Consider the following 19073-nt stretch of genomic DNA (forward strand, 5'->3'; position numbering starts at 1 on the left):
ACTGACCACGCGTCACCAGACACGCCGCATCTCTGCCCGGTCACGGCGAACGACGAAGCGCCCGCCGGACAGACCAGCCCGACGGGCGCTTCACCCTGCCCGCTTGACAAAACGAGTTACATATCAGGCGAACGGCGCCGCCGCGACGATCGTGACACGGATCTCGGCGCCGCTGGGCGCCTTGTAGCTGACGCTGTCGCCGACATAGTGACCGGTGATCGCGACGCCCAGGGGCGACTCGGGCGAGTACACGTCGAGGTCGACATCGTGGTCCTGGCGCACCAGTTCACGGCTCCCGAGCAGGAAGCTCTCGGCCTCGGCGTCGTCGCCGAAGCGGACGGTCACCTTCATGCCCGGCTCGACGAGGCCGTCGTCGGGCTTGGGAGAGGTCTCGGCGCGGCGGATGAGGTCACGCAGTTCGATCAGGCGCACCGGATCGGCGTCCTCGCGCTGCTCGAGCTCGTGGAGCTCCGCCTCGAGGGCGGCCAATGCCGCTGCGGTCATCCACACGGTACCGGTGGTGTTCGACATGGTCTTCCCCTTCCTGCCCATGGCAGCCAAAGATTCTCAAGTTTACCGAGCCCCGCTGGGGAAAGGCGAATATCACGCGAAATCCGCCGGCGACAGGCCGTACCCCGATGTCGTCGGCGGCGACGAAGATGGAGGGATGGTCGATGTGCTCGAACGGTTCGGTCCTGCCACGCAGGACTGGTTCCGGTCGGCGTTCTCGGCTCCGACGTCCGCACAGGCCGGCGCGTGGGAGGCGATCTCCGCCGGCGCGCACGCGCTCGTGGTCGCCCCGACCGGCTCGGGCAAGACGCTGTCGGCCTTCCTCTGGGCGATCGACCGCACCTTCCACGAACGCGAGCGGCCGAAGGATGCCGGGGCGGCGCGCACCGGCATCCTGTACATCTCGCCGCTGAAGGCACTGGGCGTCGACGTCGAGCGCAACCTGCGTTCACCGCTGGTGGGGATCGGGCAGTCCGCCCGCCGGCTGGGTGTCACGGTGCCCGAGGTCACCGTCGGCGTGCGGTCGGGCGACACCCCGTCCGCCGACCGGCGCAAGCTCGTCACGAATCCGCCCGACATCCTCATCACGACGCCCGAGTCGCTCTATCTCATGCTCACCTCGCAGGCGGCCGAGACGCTGCGCGGCGTGCACACGGTCATCGTCGACGAGGTGCACGCCGTGGCGGCCACCAAGCGCGGCGCCCACCTGGCGGTCAGTCTGGAGCGTCTCGACGAGCTGCTGGAGACCCCGGCCCAGCGCATCGGCCTGTCGGCCACGGTGCGGCCGATCGACGAGGTCGCGCGGTTCCTCGGCGGGGCGGCACCCGTCGAGATCGTCGCGCCCCCGGCGAGCAAGACGTTCGAGCTGAGCGTGGTCGTGCCGATGGCCGACATGGTCAACCCGCCGCCGGCCCCGGGCACGGCCGTACCACCCGACGGCGCGGGGGCGGATGCCGATGGCGACGGCGCCGAGGACTGGTTCACCACCCCGCCGACCGAGGTGACCGGGTCGGTGTGGCCCCACGTCGAGGAGGCGATCGTCGATCGGATCCTCTCGCACCGGTCGACCATCGTGTTCGCCAACGCGCGGCGTCTGGCCGAACGGCTCACGGCGCGGCTGAACGAGATCTACGCGGAGCGCGTCGGCGCGGACCTGCCCGCACCGGCGGTTCCCGCCGCGATGATGGCCCAGGCCGGGTCGACCGCCGGCGCCGAGCCGGTGCTCGCCAAGGCGCACCACGGCTCAGTGTCGAAGGAGCAGCGCGCCCAGGTCGAAGACGAGCTCAAGTCGGGTGTGCTGCGCTGTGTCGTGGCCACCAGCAGTCTCGAGCTGGGCATCGACATGGGGGCGGTCGATCTGGTCATCCAGGTCGAAGCACCGCCGTCGGCCGCGTCGGGGCTGCAGCGGGTCGGCCGTGCCGGACACCAGGTGGGCGAGGTCAGCAAGGCCGCCCTGTTCCCGAAGCACCGCGGCGACGTGCTGCACACCGCCGTGGTCACGGAGCGCATGCTCGCCGGCAAGATCGAGGCCATCGCGGTGCCGCAGAACCCGCTCGACATCCTCGCGCAGCAGACGGTCGCGGCGTGCGCCCTGCAGCCGGTCGACGTCGAGGGGTGGTTCGAGACGGTGCGCCGGTCGGCGCCGTTCCGGTCGCTGCCGCGCTCGGCGTTCGAGGCGACGCTCGACCTGCTCGCCGGCCGCTTCCCCTCCGACGCGTTCGCCGAGCTGCGTCCGCGCGTGGTGTGGGATCGTGATCACGGCACCCTCACCGGCCGGCCCGGCGCCCAGCGCATCGCGGTCACCAGCGGCGGCACCATCCCCGACCGAGGGCTGTTCGGTGTGTTCGTCGCCGGTGAGACCACCGGGGCGCGCGTGGGGGAACTCGACGAGGAGATGGTCTACGAGTCCCGGGTGGGCGACGTGTTCACCCTGGGCACCACCAGCTGGCGGATCGTGGAGATCACCCATGACCGCGTCAACGTGCTGCCCGCTTACGGGCAGCCCGGCAAGCTCCCGTTCTGGCACGGCGACGGCCTCGGCCGCCCGGCCGAGCTCGGCGAGGCGCTGGGCCGGTTCTCGCGGGAGCTGGCCGCCGCGCCGCGCGAGAAGGCGGCCGCACGCCTGCGGGACTCGGGGCTGGACGACAACGCCATCGACAATCTGCTGGCCTACCTCGCGGAGCAGCGCGAAGCGACCGGCAGCCTGCCGACGGACAAGACGCTCACGGTGGAGCGCTCCCGCGACGAGGTCGGCGACTGGCGGGTCATCCTGCATTCCCCCTACGGCATGCATGTGCACGCGCCGTGGGCGCTGGCGGTGAACGCCCGGGTGCGCGAACGCCTCGGCGTCGAAGGGTCAGCCGTCGCCAGTGATGACGGCATCATCGTGCGGGTGCCCGACGCCGAGGCCGAGCCGCCCGGCGCCGAACTGTTCGTGTTCGACCCCGACGAGATCGACCAGCTGGTCACGGGCGAAGTGGGCGGGTCAGCCCTGTTCGCCTCACGCTTCCGCGAGTGCGCGGCCCGGGCACTGCTCCTGCCGCGGCTGAACCCCAACAAGCGATCGCCGCTGTGGCAGCAGCGGCAGAAGTCGGCGCAGCTGCTCGAGGTCGCCCGCGAGCACCCGACGTTCCCGATCATCCTCGAGACGCTGCGCGAAGTGCTGCAGGACGTCTACGACCTCCCCGCGCTGCTGCGCGTCGTCCGGGCGATCGGCGACCGCCGCATCCGCCTGGTCGAGACGACGACGAGCCAGCCCTCACCGTTCGCCCGCGACCTGCTGTTCGGCTATGTCGGCGCGTTCATGTACGAGGGCGACTCCCCGCTGGCCGAGCGCCGCGCGGCCGCGCTGTCGGTCGACCCGGCGCTGCTGAGCGAGCTGCTCGGCAAGGTCGAGATGCGCGAGCTGCTCGACGCCGACGTCATCGCCCAGTTCGAGCGCGAAGTGCAGCGCCTCGACCCCACGCGCAAGGTGAAGGGCGTCGAGGGTGTGGCTGACCTGCTGCGGCTGCTCGGCCCCCTCGACGCGGCGGAGGTCGCCGCCCGGCTGGTGCCGACGAGCACCGACGGCACCGACCTCCCGAGCGCGGAAGCGGGTGAGGCGGGCGTGACGGAGGCGGCCGCGCTGCTCGATCAGCTCGTCGACGCCCGCCGGGCCGTCCGCGTGACCGTCGCCGGGGTCGAACGGGTCGCCGCGATCGAGGACGCGGGGCGGTTGCGGGACGCGCTGGGGGCGGCACTGCCGGTGGGCATCCCCACCGCGTTCCTCGAACCGGTCGCCGACCCGCTCGGCGACCTCGTCGCCCGCTATGCCCGCACCCACGGTCCGTTCCGCACCGCGGCGGTGGCCGAGCGTCTCGGGCTCGGCCCGGCTGTGGCCCGCCAGACCCTGCAGCGGCTCGAAACCGCCGGTCGGCTCGCCAGCGGGTACTTCCTGCCGGACGCGGCCGGGGACGACCTCGAGTGGTGCGACAGCGAGGCGCTCCGCCGCATCCGGCTGCGATCGCTGGCGGCCATCCGCGGGAGCGTCGAGCCGGTGTCGGCCGAGGCCTTCGCCCGGTTCCTCCCCGTCTGGCAGCATCTCGAACGCCCCCTGGAGGGCATCGACGGGGTGCTCGCGGCCGTCGAGCAGCTGGCCGGTGTGCCGCTGCCGGCCAGCGCCTGGGAATCCCTGATCCTGCCGGCCCGGGTCGCGGACTACTCGCCCACGATGCTCGACGAGCTGACCAGCAGCGGCGAGGTCGTCTGGTCGGGCCACGGCTCCCTGCCCGGCCGCGACGGATGGATCGCCCTCCACCCCGCCGATGCGGCGCCCCTCACACTCGCCCATCCGGTCGGCGACGTCGACGAGCCGCAGACCCCGCTGGAGGAGCGCATCCTCGAGACCCTCACCGCCGGGGGCGCGTACTTCGCCGCGCAACTGGTGCCCCTCGCGGGCGCGGAGAACGAGCAGTCGGTCGTCGAGGCCCTGTGGAACCTCACCTGGGCGGGGCGGGTCACCAACGACACGTTCGCGCCCGTGCGGGCACTGCTGACCGGAGGTTCGCAGGCCCATCGCGTCGCCCGGCGCACGCCCCGCACACGCATGTTCCGGGGCGTGCCGCTGGCGGCGACCCCCCGGTCGGCGCCGCCCCGCCCGGCGCTGGTCGGTGGTCGCTGGTCGCTTCTGCCGGGCCGCGATCCCGATCCGCTGGTGCGCGCGGCCGCCGCTGCGAGCCTGCTGCTCGAACGCTACGGCGTCGTCACCCGCGGCTCGGTGCAGGCCGAAGGACTGCCGGGCGGTTTCGCCCAGGCGTACCGGGTGCTGGCCGGGTTCGAGGATGCGGGGCACTGCCGTCGCGGCTACTTCATCGAGAAGCTGGGCGCCGCCCAGTTCGCGACCTCCACCACCGTCGACCGGCTCCGCGCGTTCGCCGGGCTGCCGGGCCCGGCGCCGCGGACGGCGATCACACTCGCGGCCACCGACCCCGCCAACCCGTACGGCGCGGCCCTGGGCTGGCCGGCGCTCGCAGGCGTCTCCCATCGGCCGGGCCGGAAGGCGGGCGGCCTCGTCGTGCTCGTCGACGGCGCGCTCGTGCTCTACCTCGAGCGCGGCGGCCGCTCGGCGCTGGCCTTCACCGACGACGAGGAGGTGCTGGCCGCCGCGGCCCACAGCCTCGTCGACACGGCACGCCGGCGGCGTCTGGACACGCTGACGATCGAGAAGGTCGGCGGCGAGTTCGTCTACAACACCGCCGTGGGCCGCACCCTGCGCGCCGCCGGGTTCGTCGAGTCCACACGTGGTCTCACCCTGCGCAAGACGACGGCGGGTGCCCGTGCCTGAGGGTGACACCGTCTTCCGCACCGCGCGGCGCCTGCACGCGGCGCTGGCCGGCCACGAGGTCGTCCGGTTCGACATCCGCGTGCCCGGCAGCGCCACCGCCGACCTCACCGGGCAACAGGTGCGGGAGGTGGCCGCCCGCGGCAAGCACCTGCTGCTCCGCGTCGGCGACCACACGCTGCACTCGCATCTGAAGATGGAGGGCGAGTGGCATGTCTATCGCCCGGGCCAGCGGTGGCGCAAGCCCGGTCACACCGCCCGCGCCATCGTCGGGGTGCGCCCCGCCGACGCGGTCGGTTTCGATCTCGCGATGGTCGAGGTGCTGCCCACGCGCGACGAGCAGCGCGTGGTGGGACACCTCGGCCCCGACCTGCTCGGCGCGGATTGGGATGCCGCCGAGGCGGCCCGGCGGCTGGCGGCCGACTCCCGTGCCGTCCACGTCGCCGCGCTGGACCAGCGCAATCTGGCCGGGCTGGGCAATGAGTACGTCAACGAGCTCCTGTTCGTGCGCGGCGTGCTGCCCACCACCCCCGCGAACCAGGTCGACACCGCCGCGCTGGTCGACACCGCATCGCGCATGATCCGCGCGAACCGCGACCGGTCCGGCCGTACCTTCACCGGAGACACCCGCCGGGGACGGGGGAACTGGGTGTACCGCCGGGCCGGCAAGCCGTGCCTGCGGTGCGGCACCGTCATCGAGGGCTCCCGACTCGGCGCGCAGCCGACCGCCGAGCGCATCGTGTTCTGGTGCCCGAACTGCCAGCGCTGACCCGGTGCCGACCCGAGCAGGCCGCCGACCCCGTCCGCCGGACGCCGGACGCCGGCCGGGAATATCCGGGGCCGGGACGCGTTGTCCTGTGTCAGGAGGAAAAGTGGGCAAGAACTACGTCGACATCGAAGACGACCACGGCGATGTGCTGCGCTACCGCAAGCACGCCAACGGTCGCGGCCTCATCGCGCACGGAGCGAAGGTGCACGCCACCGCGCTCGTGGAGCAGGGAGCGTATGTCGAACCCGGAGTGCAGGTCGCCGCGGGCGCCCACATCGGCCGCGGCGTGTGGATCGAGCCGGATGCGGTGATCGGTCCCGACGTGGAGATCGCACCCCACGCGCACATCGGTCCGGGTGCGCACATCGGCTCCCACGCCAAGATCGGCGTCCGCGCATACATCGGCGCCCACGCCCGGGTGGCCGGCGGATCGCTCATCGGCGACGACGAGAGCGTGTCGGAGGGCGAGCGCATCGCGACCGACCGCCGCGGACTGCGTCTGGCCGCCTGACGACCGCGCCGTGACACCGCGGCTACGCTGAATCGCATGGCGACCGGCGGCAGGGCGAAGCGGGGCGGCGGACAGGGGCGCCGGCCGGCTCCGCGCACGCCTCAGCCGCATCGCTCGCGCTCGCAGGCGCCGCGCGCACAGAAGTCGTCGCCCCGCGCACAGCAGTCGTCGCCGCCGGCTCCCGCGACCCCGCCGGGTCCGTTCCGCCTCGGCGCGGTCGCCGGCGCGACGCCGGGCAAGTGGATCGACATCTGGCATGAGCGGATGCCGCAGGTCGACCTGCAGCTGATCCCGCTCCCCGGTGATCGGCAGCGTACGGCCCTGGCCGACGGTGAGGTGGATGCCGCGCTCGTGCGGCTGCCGATCGACAAGACCGGTCTGCACGTCATCTCCCTCTATGACGAAGTGCCCGTCGTCGTCTGCGCGGCCGATTCGCACCTGACGGCGGCCGACGAACTGCACCCGGCCGATCTGGCCGGAGAGGTCGTCATCACCCCGGCCGACGACGTGCTCCAGGTGCGGGTGCCGGACGCCGTGGCACCGGTGTTCGACGCCCCCGCCACGACCGAAGAGGCCATCGCCACCGTCGCGACCGGCGTGGGCGTGGTGATCGTGCCCATGTCGCTGGCGCGGCTGCATCACCGCAAGGACGTCGCGCATCGGCGGCTGGTCGACGCGCCCGGCTCCACCGTCGCGCTGGCGTGGCCCGCAGTGCAGCCCCATCCACTCGCCGACACGTTCGTCGGGATCGTGCGCGGCCGCACCGCCAACTCGTCACGCGGCTGAGCAGAGCCGACCGGCCCCCGGGCTTCCCCCAGAAGCCCGGGGCCGTGACCCCTCCCCAGAGGTCCGGACCGGGGCCGGTGGTGTCCCCACGATCCACCGACCCCTTCGGAGCGGCCTGAACCCCCCGGTGGCCGTCCGCAGCGAACAGCGGTCACGTTGCCTCCAGCCAGGCGACCCCCATCACGTGACCTCCGACCGTGTGTCCGGTCGAAGCGCCGTTCTATGTGTCAAGAGCACGAGGGGGCGGCGGTGATACACCCCGGGTGAAGAATTTCTCAGAATCCGGCGCCGTGCACCTGGAACGGGGCGACGATGCCCGTGCGCGCGGCGGCATCGGCGAGCGCCTCGGACGGGGACACCCCCGCGGCCAGGCCCTCGTGCATGGCCCCGAGCAGCTCGCACGCATCGTCGTCGGCGACGACCACCGGCGCGGCCACGACACAGCGTGCGCCCGCGTGCAGCCAGGCGCGGGTCATGCCGATGGCCTCCTCGCCCCAGCGGACGTTCGAGCGGCCCACCTCGCACGCGGACAGGACGACGGTGGCCGGGATCTCCGGCATCCGGTCGATGTCGTAGCCGAACAGGAGCCCATCGGCCAGTTGCAAACCGGAGAAGAACGGGTTGTCGGGGGTGTGGCGGCCGTGCGCCGACACATGCAGCACGTCGACGGCTCCCACCAGTTCGGTGGCCGCGTCCACTGTCGCCGCGGCGCCGTCGTGCACGACAGGTGCGCGGCCCTGCCAGGCGGATGCCGCGCGCGCGACCTCTTCGCTGCCGCGCGCGACGCGCGGGCCGACGACGAAGCCCGCTGTGCGCTGCGGGGCCGGCGAGCGCAGGCGGGCCCAGCGCGACACCGAGACGGCACAGGTGATCACCCGGCCCCGGAGGTCAGGCAGCATGCTCCAGGGCACACCGGCGAGCACGCCCGGAGCCGTCACCACCAGCCGGCGCGCATCGGTCGCCGCCACCGCCGGCGCGACCAGCAGACGCGACAGTTCGGCCAGCCGACTGTCAAGGGATCGGCGGACGACATCGGCCAGCGGGCCGGCGCGCACCGCGGCGGCCACGTCCAGGTCGGAGCGGAGCCCGCCCAGCAGGCGCTGTACCTCGGCCCAGTCCGCCAGGGCCACCACCATCGCGTCCTCCGCACCGGTGACCACGCAGTCCAGACCGTGCGAGCTGAACACGAACGAGAGCGCGGCGGTGTCGGGATCGAGCACGCGCTGCAGCGCCGGCAGGTCGATGCGGTCACCCGTGCGCGGCGCATCCGTCGCGCCCACGCTGGTCCACTGCCGCTCGCGCAGCAGCTCGCTCAGCTCGGCGGCACGCGGATCGGTGAGCCAGGTGTCCGCGGGCAGATCGGCGCGCAACGTGCGCAGTTCGGCCAGGCGGCGGGCCGTCTCCGGATCAGGCGGCGGCCGCAGCGGCACCACCTGCTGGCTGAGCAGTCGTGCCCGCTCCGACCATTCGAGCATCGCCTCCGGATCCCGCGTGGCCGCCGCGGCCGCCAGCCCCAGGCCCAGCAGCCCGTTGCCGTGCATGGCCAGGGAGGTCTGCAGGTCGAGGCTGCCGAACGACCGCGACCACGCGGTGAGCTCATCGAGTCCGCGCGCAGCGTGCCGGCGCGCCGTCCCCGGCGTGGTGGCGCGGGCGGCCCGGACCTCGTGCGCCAGCAGGCGCACCTCCAGCGGTGCCGAGCGGCGCAGCCGGGGCAGTGGCGCGCCGTCGTCACGCCCATGGCGCAGCCGCCACAACATGGCGGTGAGCTGCACCGCCACGGCCTCCCCCCAGGCGCCGTGTTCTTCGAGATCGGTCACGACCCGGTCGATGGCAGGGGCACTGGGCACCCGGCGGGCGTCGGGGACGATGCGCCCCGAGCGCGTCACCGTTCCGCCGGCCAGCAGCGCACGGATGCGGATGCCGGCGGCGCGTGCCCGCCAGAGGTCCCCCTCGAGTGCGGCGAAGCGTCGCTCCGCCGCCGCCGCCACCCGGGCGGCGCGCGCCGGGTCGTGCCGCAGCAGTGACCGCGCCAGGTTCAGCTCCGACTCGCCCTGTGCCTGACGCATGCGTCGGGCGCCGAAAGTCTGGATCGCCGATTCCAGCAGCCGCTCGGCCTCGGTCGTCAACCCGGCGTCACGCAGTACCTGGGCCCGGTCGAGGTCGCCGATGGCGGTGTTGACGTCGGATTCGCCGGCCATGACCTTGCGGGCGCTCACCATGCGCGCGAGCGCGCCCACCAGGTCACCTTCCAGCAGCAGCAGATACCCGAGGTTGTGCTCCGCGACCGCCATGGCGTCGTGATCGGGGTCGTGCGCGTAGTCGGCCAGCGCGCGGTCGAGGTCGGCCCGGGCCTCTGCGAAGGCGCCCACCTGCATGTGGGCGACGCTGCGGTTGAGGTGCATGCGGGCGCGGGCCTTCGGTGAGGCGTCGAGGCCCGCGATGCCCCGGGTGAGCATCTCGACCGCGGCGGCCGGGTTCCCCCGGGTCAGGGCGATCAGGCCCAGCTGCCCTTCGAGGACGGCCGTCGTCTCCGCCGAGATGCCCTCCAGCGCGAGGGCCTCGCGGCACAGCGCCTCCGCGCTGTCGGGTGCGCCGCCATGGGAGGCGAGATAGGCCTGGGTGCCCGCGATGCGTGCCCGCAGGTCGGGATCGGTCGCACGTTCGGCGGCGGTCGCGAGCAGGCGTCGAGACGCGGCATACCGTCCCCGGTTGCCGTTGTCGAGGGCGCGCTGGTACAGCTCCTCGGCCGAAAGAGTCACTCCCCTAGTGTGCCGCCCTCGCGCCGATCACGCGCGCAGCCCGATCACACCGTGGGCATCTCCTCCTCGGCGAGCGCCTCCTTGACGGCGGCGGCGATGTCGTCGGCGACCGTGGAGGCCATCGCCGGCCGGGACCCGTCGGGAGCGGCCTCGGGCTGAAGGCGGGCGACGATGCGTCCGGCCACCAGGGGCGCCGCGAACGAGGTCCCGCTCCACACCGCGAAGCCGCCGCGGTAGTCGTCGGGGTCGATCGTCTGCCGCCGCAGCTTGTACTCGTCGTGTCGCGCGGTGGCCTGCACGCCGCCGAGGAACTGGGGCATCGTGCTGACGATGCCGGCGCCGGTGGCGTAGGTGCCGACCCATGGGCCCACATTCGAGAACAACGCCGTCGAGCGCCGGCTCGGGTTGAGGGCGCCGACCGAGAGGTGCGCGGCGTAGTCGTCGGGGCGGATGCCGTTGTCCGACCCGGGCCACGCCCACAGCGATGCCGGGAACGACGGCCGGTCGATCGCGTCGTTGCCCGCCGACGCGACCACGACCGTCCCCATCGCCCGCAGCGCCGTCAGCAGGTCGTGCAGATGGCGGCTGTACAGGCCGTCCTCCGGGGTCTCGTGGTAGTAGCTGAGTGACAGGCTCAGCACGTCGATCGGCCGGCCGCCGCTCTGGCCCGACCGGTGTCGGAAGACGAGCACGGCGAGGTCTTCGAGGATCTGCAGCAGGGTCGACTCGGTGACGATGCCCAGGCCGTTCGCGACGCGGATGGCCAGCAGGTCGGCGTTCGGCGCCGCCTGGCGCACGATGCCGGCGATGAAGGTGCCGTGCCCCGCGACGGCGTCGATCTCACCGTCGAGCGGTCCGTACAGGTCGGGGTAGATCTCGGGGTTCGCCTCGTCGGTCAGGCCGATCGGCCGCCCGTCGAGTTCCACATGGCGGTCGACGATGTCGTCGGGCAGCCACGGGTGGGTGCCCGCGCCGGTGTCGAGGATCGCGACCACCGGGCGTCGCCGGCCCACGGGCACCTTCGTGCGGTGCGGTGCCGGCCCGACCCAAGCCACCGGTTCCCGGCCGCCGCAGCCCGGCTGCCCGTACTCGCTGACCGGGTTGGTCTTCGTGTACGGGTTGGTCTTCGTGTACGGGTTCGTCTTCGTATACGGGTTGGTCTGCGTGAACGGGTTGGTCTGTGTGAACGGGTTCACCCCGATCGGGTCGATCGACACGATGTGGTCCAGGCCGATGCGGTCCACGCCGGCCTTGCGCAGTGCCGCGCCCACGTCGCCGCCGCGCAGGGTGCGCAGGTCCCCACCGAGGGCCTCCCGCCGGATGCGCTGCAGCACGCGCCAGGCGTCGGGCAGCGCCGGCGACTCGACCGAGGACGAGTCCTCCGGGGTGAGCTCGATCCGCAGCACCGGCGCGGCGCCGGGCACGACCGGCTCGCCGAGGGCGTCCTCTTCCTTCGGGCCGATGCGCGCCCCGCTGAGCCGCTCCCGCTGGATCCCCCAGCCGAACGACTCGGCCGCGGCCTTGACGCGGGCGACGTTGTCGCGCAGCCGCATGCCGTCGGGCGCGCCGTCGTCACCGACTCCGGAGACCAGCAGCCGGTTCGGCACGTACGCGGTCGGGAAGACCCGCATCGGCTCGATCGGATCGGCCTGCGGGTCGAGCACGACACCGGTCGTGATCGAGCCGCGTGCGCGGTCCTTCCAGGTCCATCCCTCCGGCTGCGGCATCGCATTGCCCACATCGGCCATGCTGCTCTCCCCTTCCGACCGCACAGCGCGGCCCCCATCGTCGCCCTGCCCCAGGGCCCGGTCGTCAGACTTCGAAGTGCGGTGTCAGCAGATCGCCGGCGGCACCGGCATCCGTGGTGGCGTCGAGCACGACACGCAGCTGGACCATGCCCCTGGGCACGTCCTCGAACGCGAAGCGGCCCCCGTCGGCGGGCGTCGTCTGCTCGGTGTCGTCACGCAGCAGCACGACCGAGGTGGCCGGCCCGTCGACCCAGCCGTCGATGCGGTGCATGCCGCCGCCGGAATCGGTGAGGTGCACGAGCACGTTCGTGGTGCCGTCGCTGAACTGCAGCGTGAGCATGTCGGCGTCGCCGCGCGTGGCCCCGACCGCGTCGGACTCGACGAGCGTCAGCAGCGCGTACTCATGGGCGAGGTCGTCCGCGGCCACCGCGGCGACCATGCGGTCGACGAGGTCGACGGGCATCGGATCGACCTTCTCCCAGGTGCGCCGCAGCGCGCGGAACAGCAGGGCGTCGGATGCCGGGTTGTCAGCCATCGGTCTCGTCCTTCCAGCCGTCGGCGGCCAGCGCCGTGCGGAGCTTGCCCAGGCAGCGCCCCCGGGTCGGGCCGATCGACCCGACCGGCATGGCCAGGTCGGTCGCGATGCGGGCATAGTCGGGCCGCTCTTCGAACGCGATGACCCGCAGCAGACGCCGGCACCGGTCATCGAGGGTGCCCACCGCCCGCCAGAGCCGCTGATGGCTGTCGGCGGTCTCGGCCCGGGACTCGGCGGACTCGTCGGTGGGCAGGTGCGGCTCGAGCGTCTCGTGTTCGACGGGGGTGGCGCGCTGATGCGCGCGGGCCACCCGCCACGCCTCTCGACGCGCGCACGTGGTCAGCCACCCTGCCACCGCGCGGGCCTCGGTGATCGAGTCGTGCCGGCGCACGAGGGTCAGCCACGTCGTCTGCACGACGTCTTCGGCCAAGCCGCGCTCGAGGCCGTAGGCGCGCACGACATGCCATAGCACCGGGGTCAGCAGGCGCACGAGGCCGTCCATCGCCCGCGTGTCACCGGCGCGCCAGCGCGCGAAATGCTCCGCCGCCTGCACCCAGATCGAGGCGTCGCCGACGGATGCGTCGTCGCCGCGGGTCGGCGCGCGATCGGCTTCAGTCATAACGCCCATTGTGGCCACACTCGAAGGAGCACTGCCACCACCCCCGTGATACACGGGCTTCCGAAAAACCCGTCGTCCGCAACGGCGGCCTCGTTTCGGCTCCGCCGGACCACACCCCGGGGTGCCGCCGTAGACTCACCGCATGGCCCCGTTCGTGTATGTCTGCGCACGCCCGCAAGCCGAAGCCGCCGCCGCCGAGTTCGACTCGTTCCGCACCAGCGCACGGCTCGCCGAGGGCGAGATCGACCGTCTCGACCTGGTGCACGACGAACTGCCCGACGACGCGTTCACCCGCTGGCGGGGCTTCATGGTCGGCGGCAGCCCCTTCAACGTGACCGACCCCGAGTCGACCAAGACGGCCGCCCAGCAGCGTCTCGAGGCGTCGCTGGCGCGCATCGCCCGTGCCGCAGCGGCCGGGGAGACGGCGGCGCTGTTCACCTGCTTCAGCATCGGTGTCGCCGCCCGCACACTCGGCGGCCGGGTCACGCGCGGCTATCCCGAAGACACCGGGCCGACCACGGTGTCACTGACCGAGGCGGCCGGCGGCGACCCCGTGTTCGGCGGGCTCGCGGACACGTTCTCGGCGCTGACCGCGCACAAGGAGGGGGTGGAGACCCTGCCGCACGGCGCGGTGCTGCTGGCCACCAACGAGGCCTGCCCGGTGCAGGCGTTCCGCGTCGGCGACCGGCTGTACGCGACGCAGTTCCACCCCGAGCCGACCGCGCAGGCGTTCGTCGACCGGATGGCGGTGTACCGCAACGACGGCTATTTCGACGCCGGCCACTTCGATGAGATCGCCGGGCGCGTGCTGGCGGCATCCCTCACCGAGCCGGCCCGCATCCTTCAGGCGTTCGCACGCACCTTCTGATCCCGGTCGCTGCGGATGCCGGTGAGCCGCAGGAGCAGCGGCACCCCGAGGACGACGGCGGCGGCGATCCAGGCGGTCACGGCCACGGGCGTCGAATCCGGTTCGTCCACCGTGCGGGCGATGCCGATCCAGACGAGCCCCCACGCCATCGCCAGTCCGGGCGCGATCCGGCCCCGCGTGCCCCAGGCGATGGCGGCGCCCAGCAGGGCGACGACGACCAGCACCGCGACGCCCCACGCGTCGGCAGCCGCGTCGGACTGGGCGGGCACGACCTCGGCGGTCAACCACGCCGTCACGTTGGCGACCGTCGCCAGCGTCACCCATCCGAGGTGCAGGCCCACCGTGGCGTCGGCGAGGATGACATCGTCCCAGCGGCTGGACGGGCGGGCCACGAGGGCGCGGATCGTGATCGACAGCGCGATGACCAGCAGCACGATGGCGATCACGGTGGAGATCAGGTTCAGGAACTGTGCGGCCAGCAGCCAGCAGCCGTTGAGCACGGCCGTGAGGGCGATCCACCATCCGGTCGCGCGCTGCCGTTCCCGGGCGCGCTGACCCGGCAGCGCCTGCCAGACCGCGTACCCGATCATCAGCACGTAGATCACGCTCCAGATGCTGAAGGCCGGGCTGCCGGGGGCGAGCACCGTGGCGTCCGCGGAGAGCGCGCCGTCCTGCAGTTCGCTCACGTCGGTGCCGCCGAACAGTCCGACTCCGAGCAGGGCCGCGATGAGCATGAAGACGACGACGGCGATGACGACGATCTGGCGGGCGAGGTCACGGGCCTCTGTTCTCATGCCGCGACCGTATCCAGACCCGCGGCCCGGTCACAGGGGGGTTGACAGCGCCCGGCCCGACGTCACGGACCGGCGACCACGGCCGCGTCCGGCGGGATGACGAGCACACCCGGCGTCCGCCGGCCGGGCGTCTCCTCCCCCGTGCCGAGACCGTCGACCGTGGCGATCCACACTGTCTCGCCGGGCCTCAGCGGCACCTCCCACGGCTCGGCCGACAGGTTCACGAGCACGCGCGCAGCTCCCCGGTCGAGCTCGTAGCGACGGCCACCCGGAGCTTGGGCGGCGGCCGCACCGCGCTGTCCGTACCGCGGATCGGTCAGCTCGGGCCGGGCGCGGCGCAGCGCCGCGAGCCGGCGGTACAGGTCGAGCAGGCGCGCGTGGTCTCCGGCATCCTTCTCGGCCCAGTCGAGTTTCGAACGCTCGAATGTCGCCGGGTCGTTGGGGTCGGGCACGAGCGACTCGTCCCACCCCATGCGCGCGAACTCGGCCTTCCGTCCGCGGGCGGTGGCCGCGGCCAGCTCCGGCTCGGGATGCGAGGTGAAGAACTGCCAGGGCGTGGACGCGCCCCACTCCTCGCCCATGAACAGCATGGGCGTGCCGGGGGCGGTGAGGGTGAGCACGGCGGCGACCGCGAGGCGGTCGGAAGACAGCGTCGCGGAGAGCCGGTCGCCGGCGGCCCGGTTGCCGATCTGGTCGTGGTCCTGCGCGAAGGTGATCAGCTGCCAGCTGGGCACCTCGGGCGGCAGGGGGATGCCGTGAGCGCGGCCGCGGAACGACGAGTGGGTGCCGTCGTGGAAGAACCCGCCGGTCCACACCTTCGGCAGGGCGTCGAGCGCATCGAAGTCGGCGTAGTAGCCGGCCGTCTCGCCGGTGAGGGCGACGTGCACGGCGTGGTGCCAGTCGTCCGACCACTGCGCGGTCAGGCCGTGGCCGCCGGCGGTGCGCGCCAGGATCATGACCGGGTCGTTCAGGTCGCTCTCGGCGATGAGGGTGAGCGGACGACCGAGGTGGGCGCTGAGGGCGTCGACGCGCTCGGCGAGCTCGGCCAGCAGGTGCTGCGGCTGTTCGCCGGACTCGTGCAGGGCGTGCACGGCGTCCAGGCGCAGGCCGTCGACGTGGTAGTCGTCGAGCCACATGAGGGCCCCGGCGAGGATGTGCTCGCGCACGGCGCGTTCGTCGAGGTTGATGCTGTCGCCCCACGTGTTGCGGGTGCCCTCCCGCAGGTACGGGCCGAACTCGGGCAGATAGTTGCCCGAGGGGCCCAGGTGGTTGTAGACGACGTCCTGGATGACGGCGAGGCCCCGGGCGTGCGCGGCGTCGACGAACCGCTGATACGCGGCCGGGCCGCCGTACTCCTCGTGCACCGCATACCAGAGCACGCCGTCGTAGCCCCAGTTGTGCGTGCCGTTGAAGGCGTTGACCGGCAGCAGCTCGACGTGGGTCACGCCGAGGTCGACGAGGTGGCCGAGCTTGCCGACGGCGGCATCGAGGGTGCCCTCGCCGGTGAACGTGCCGATGTGGAGTTCGTAGATGAGGCCGCCGGCCAGCTGACGGCCGGTCCAGGCGGCGTCGGTCCAGGTGTGGGATGCCGGGTCGACGAACGCCGAGGGTCCGTGCACACCGGTCGGCTGGCGCCGCGAGCGGGGGTCGGGCAGGATCTTGTCGCTGTCGCCGAGCACGAAGCCGTAACTCTCGCCGGGGGCGAGCGCGACGTCGGCCCGCCACCAGCCGTCGTCGCCGACCGGCGTCAGCTCGGTGTCGGGGTGCGGCGCGGACTCTGTGTGGTCGTGCGGTGCGGGTCCGGTGTCGCCGTGCGGTGCGGGTCCGGTGTCGCCGTGGCCCCAGCGGCGCAGCCGCACGCGAGTGGCGTAGGGTGCCCACACCTCGATCATGGTTCCGCTCCTTCGGTGAGGGCCGGGCGGGCCCGCATCAGATTCCCGCCTTCAACAGCGCCACCGGGTAGCGGGCCAGCAGATCGGCGAGGGGCACCTCGGTGCCCGAGAACCGGCGCCCCGTCAGCACGTCGACCGTAGGGCCGGCGTGGCGCAGCAGCACGGTGTCGCCCCAGCCGCCGCGCGCCGTGAGCCCCATCGGAAGGCGGGTGGCCACGGCGAGGGCTCCGCCGCGGTCGAACGCGATCGCGTGCTCGGCGGCTGCGCCCACCACGGTCAGGGGCGTGTAACGGCTGAACAGCGCCGGGCGGTCGCGGCGCAGCCGCAGCGCCCGTGAGGTGACGAGCAGCTTCGCGGCACCGGTGTCGTCGATCGGCGGCAGCAGGCCGGCATCCAGTTCGCCGAGCAGGCGTCGACGCTGGGCGAAATCCACCGGTCGGCGGTTGTCGGGGTCGACGAGCGAGAAGTCCCACAGTTCGGTGCCCTGGTAGACGTCGGGCACCCCGGGCCCGGTCAGCTGCAGCAGCTTCGCCGACAGGGAGTTCGACCACCCAGCGTCGCGGATCTCGGCGACGAATGCGTTCACGATCGCGACCGCACGGCCGTGTGCGGCCGCGACGACGTCGAGCACACGCTCTTCGAACGCGGGGTCCGGCGCCGCCCAGGAGGAGTGTGTGCCGGCTTCGCGCGCGGCCTTGATCGCGTAGGCGCGCAGCCGCTCGGGGGCGGCGGGCCAGGCGCCGATGATCGCCTGCCACAGCAGGTTGTCGAACGGCCCGTCTCCGGTCGAGGCGATGCCGCGCAGCCGTTCCAGCACCTCGGCCCAGCGGTCGGGCTTCTCGGCGAGCACGTGCAGGCGTGCGCGCACGTCTTCGCTGCGCTTGGTGTCGTGGGTCGTCAGCGTCGTCATGGCCTGCGGCCAGGCCGCGTGCCGCCGGGCGAACGCGTCGTGGAGCCCGTCGGGGTCGAGCGAGAACTGCGACGGGTCGCCGCCGACCTCGGTCAGGGAGGTGAGCCGCGAGTACCGGTAGAAGGCGGCATCCTCGACCCCCTTGGCCATGACGGGCCCGGTGGTTTGCATGAACCGGCGGGAGAACTCGGTGCCGGGTTCGGCCACCAGCGGGCCGAGCACCGCGAGGGCGTCGGCGAGGTCGGCGCGGCGTGCGGTCGCGGCGGCGACGGCGACGGTGACGTGCTCCCGCCCCGCCGGGAGGTAGGAGCGGTAGACGGGGAACGCGGCCAGCAGCTCGGCGAGCGCGTCGGTCGCCGTCTCGGCGCCGAGCCGGTCGCGGATCGCGGCGGGCAGGCAGCGCACCAGGCGGGCGATCTCGGCGGCCTGCGCAGTGTCGCCGACGGCGCGCTTGGTCGTGTGGATGAGGCCGGCCCACTGCGGCGCGGTCTGCCCCGTCGGGGCGTGCAGTTCTGTGTCGAGGGCGTCGAGCCGCTCGCGGCCGCGCGGATCGACGAGCACCCGGTCGATCTCGGCGAGCGCGTCATACCCGGTGGTGCCGTCGACGGGCCACCAGCCCGGCAGCTGCTCGCCATGCTCGAGGATCTTCTCGACCACGAGGTACGGCGCTGCGCCGCCCTGCTGTGCGACGGCGTCGTCGAGGTCGGCGAAATACCCGCGGGGGTCGGCCAGACCGTCGGGGTGGTCGATGCGCAGGCCGTCGACGAGCCCCTCACGGAACCAGCGCAGCACCTCGGCGTGCGCCGCCGCGAACACCGCCGGGTCTTCGACGCGGACGCCGGCCAGCGAGGTGATCGTGAAGAACCGGCGGTAGTTGAGCGCGGTGGACTCGTCGCGCCAGAACGCCGGTTCCCAGTGCTGCCGGGCGAGCACGGCACGCACCGTGTCGGGGTCGTCGGCGGCGGCATCGGGTGCGGTCCCCTCGGCCAGCGGCAGCAGGTGGTCGAAGTAGCGGGCATGACCGAAGGGAGCCCGCGCGGCGGCGTCGGGTGTGTCCCCGGCGGCCGGGTCACCGGCATCCACCGCGGGCGGCACGATCCGCAGCTCGCGGGCGGCGATCACGTCCTCCAACGGTGCGCCGAGGATGGGCAGCCGCACCCGCCCGTCGCCGGCGTCCCAGTCGATGTCGAACGCGCTCGCCCAGCGGGAGGCGCGGCCATGGGTGAGCACGTCCCACCACCACGGGTTCTCCGCCGGTATGGCGACGCCGACGTGGTTCGGCACGATGTCGACGAGGATGCCGAGCCCGGCGTCGCGGGCGGCCGCCGAGAATCGGGCGAGAGCCTCCGGTCCGCCGCGGGCGGCATCCACCCGGGTGGGGTCGACGACGTCGTAGCCGTGGTCGGAGCCGCGGGCCGACTGCAGGATCGGCGACAGGTAGGCCCAGCCCACCCCGAGCTCACCCAGGTAGTCGGTGAGCGCTGCCGCCGCGTCGAGGTCGAACCCGGCGCGGATCTGCAGCCGGTAGGTGGATGCCGGGCGCCGCGTCATCG

13 protein-coding genes are annotated in these 19073 nt (G+C 73.2%); 5 read left to right on the forward strand and 8 right to left on the reverse strand.

The genetic code is table 11. The features are described from left to right. Positions 1-123: 123 nt before the first annotated feature. Positions 124-531, reverse strand: a complete 408-nt coding sequence (locus ACQ143_RS12950) for a GreA/GreB family elongation factor (RefSeq protein WP_449571124.1) — start codon at positions 529-531, stop codon at positions 124-126. 136 nt (positions 532-667) lie between these two features. On the opposite strand from ACQ143_RS12950, the gene ACQ143_RS12955 reads away from it, so the two are divergent. From ACQ143_RS12955 to ACQ143_RS12970, 4 genes are all read left to right on the forward strand, one after another. Next, positions 668-5332 (forward strand): ATP-dependent helicase, encoded by a 4665-nt coding sequence (locus ACQ143_RS12955; protein ID WP_449571125.1) that lies wholly within the window; start codon positions 668-670, stop codon positions 5330-5332. Next, positions 5325-6098: a DNA-formamidopyrimidine glycosylase family protein gene (locus ACQ143_RS12960; RefSeq protein ID WP_449571302.1), complete on the forward strand. Its 774-nt coding sequence runs from the start codon at positions 5325-5327 to the stop codon at positions 6096-6098. Before ACQ143_RS12955 ends, ACQ143_RS12960 begins: the two co-directional genes overlap by 8 nt. Before the next feature lie 103 nt (positions 6099-6201). After that, complete coding sequence (locus ACQ143_RS12965) at positions 6202-6609, forward strand: transferase (RefSeq protein ID WP_449571126.1); 408 nt, start codon at positions 6202-6204, stop codon at positions 6607-6609. Between the two features lie 36 nt (positions 6610-6645). Then, positions 6646-7395, forward strand: coding sequence for a LysR family substrate-binding domain-containing protein (locus tag ACQ143_RS12970; RefSeq protein WP_449571127.1), 750 nt, complete (start codon positions 6646-6648; stop codon positions 7393-7395). Positions 7396-7670: 275 nt separating this feature from the next. Here the strand turns inward: ACQ143_RS12970 and ACQ143_RS12975 are convergent, their stop codons facing one another. The 4 genes from ACQ143_RS12975 to ACQ143_RS12990 form a co-directional block, all read right to left on the reverse strand. Beyond that, positions 7671-10154: a CHAT domain-containing protein gene (locus ACQ143_RS12975; RefSeq protein ID WP_449571128.1), complete on the reverse strand. Its 2484-nt coding sequence runs from the start codon at positions 10152-10154 to the stop codon at positions 7671-7673. A 44-nt stretch (positions 10155-10198) separates the two neighbouring features. Continuing rightward, entirely contained in the window at positions 10199-11902 is a 1704-nt protein-coding gene (locus ACQ143_RS12980) for a S8/S53 family peptidase (protein WP_449571129.1), read from the reverse strand. A gap of 64 nt (positions 11903-11966) precedes the next feature. Further along, a complete protein-coding gene (locus ACQ143_RS12985) occupies positions 11967-12437 on the reverse strand; it encodes a hypothetical protein (protein WP_449571130.1) in 471 nt (156 codons plus the stop codon). Further along, positions 12430-13056 carry an RNA polymerase sigma factor gene (locus tag ACQ143_RS12990; protein WP_449571131.1) on the reverse strand — a complete coding sequence of 209 codons (627 nt, stop codon included), beginning with the start codon at positions 13054-13056 and terminating at the stop codon, positions 12430-12432. The genes ACQ143_RS12985 and ACQ143_RS12990 overlap by 8 nt, the downstream gene beginning before the upstream one ends. Before the next feature lie 142 nt (positions 13057-13198). On the opposite strand from ACQ143_RS12990, the gene ACQ143_RS12995 reads away from it, so the two are divergent. Beyond that, positions 13199-13924, forward strand: a complete 726-nt coding sequence (locus ACQ143_RS12995) for a glutamine amidotransferase-related protein (RefSeq protein ID WP_449571132.1) — start codon at positions 13199-13201, stop codon at positions 13922-13924. Here the strand turns inward: ACQ143_RS12995 and ACQ143_RS13000 are convergent. From ACQ143_RS13000 to treY, 3 genes are all read right to left on the reverse strand, one after another. Further along, positions 13900-14718: a tryptophan-rich sensory protein gene (locus ACQ143_RS13000; protein ID WP_449571133.1), complete on the reverse strand. Its 819-nt coding sequence runs from the start codon at positions 14716-14718 to the stop codon at positions 13900-13902. The two genes, ACQ143_RS12995 and ACQ143_RS13000, sit on opposite strands and share 25 nt — an antisense overlap. 62 nt (positions 14719-14780) lie before the next feature. Next, a complete protein-coding gene (gene treZ / locus ACQ143_RS13005) occupies positions 14781-16610 on the reverse strand; it encodes a malto-oligosyltrehalose trehalohydrolase (protein ID WP_449571134.1) in 1830 nt (609 codons plus the stop codon). A gap of 37 nt (positions 16611-16647) precedes the next feature. Beyond that, entirely contained in the window at positions 16648-19071 is a 2424-nt protein-coding gene (treY, locus tag ACQ143_RS13010) for a malto-oligosyltrehalose synthase (protein ID WP_449571135.1), read from the reverse strand. Positions 19072-19073: the final 2 nt, after the last annotated feature.

It is taken from the genome of Microbacterium pollutisoli, assembly GCF_053586795.1.

Coding starts and splice junctions, on each gene's coding strand:
- ACQ143_RS12950 (WP_449571124.1), bottom strand. CDS start 531: ATGTCGAACACCACCGGTACCGTGTGGATGACCGCAGCGGCATTGGCC.
- ACQ143_RS12955 (WP_449571125.1), top strand. CDS start 668: ATGGTCGATGTGCTCGAACGGTTCGGTCCTGCCACGCAGGACTGGTTC.
- ACQ143_RS12970 (WP_449571127.1), top strand. CDS start 6,646: ATGGCGACCGGCGGCAGGGCGAAGCGGGGCGGCGGACAGGGGCGCCGG.
- ACQ143_RS12980 (WP_449571129.1), bottom strand. CDS start 11,902: ATGGCCGATGTGGGCAATGCGATGCCGCAGCCGGAGGGATGGACCTGG.
- ACQ143_RS12985 (WP_449571130.1), bottom strand. CDS start 12,437: ATGGCTGACAACCCGGCATCCGACGCCCTGCTGTTCCGCGCGCTGCGG.
- ACQ143_RS12990 (WP_449571131.1), bottom strand. CDS start 13,056: ATGACTGAAGCCGATCGCGCGCCGACCCGCGGCGACGACGCATCCGTC.
- ACQ143_RS12995 (WP_449571132.1), top strand. CDS start 13,199: ATGGCCCCGTTCGTGTATGTCTGCGCACGCCCGCAAGCCGAAGCCGCC.
- ACQ143_RS13000 (WP_449571133.1), bottom strand. CDS start 14,718: ATGAGAACAGAGGCCCGTGACCTCGCCCGCCAGATCGTCGTCATCGCC.
- treZ (WP_449571134.1), bottom strand. CDS start 16,610: ATGATCGAGGTGTGGGCACCCTACGCCACTCGCGTGCGGCTGCGCCGC.
- treY (WP_449571135.1), bottom strand. CDS start 19,071: ATGACGCGGCGCCCGGCATCCACCTACCGGCTGCAGATCCGCGCCGGG.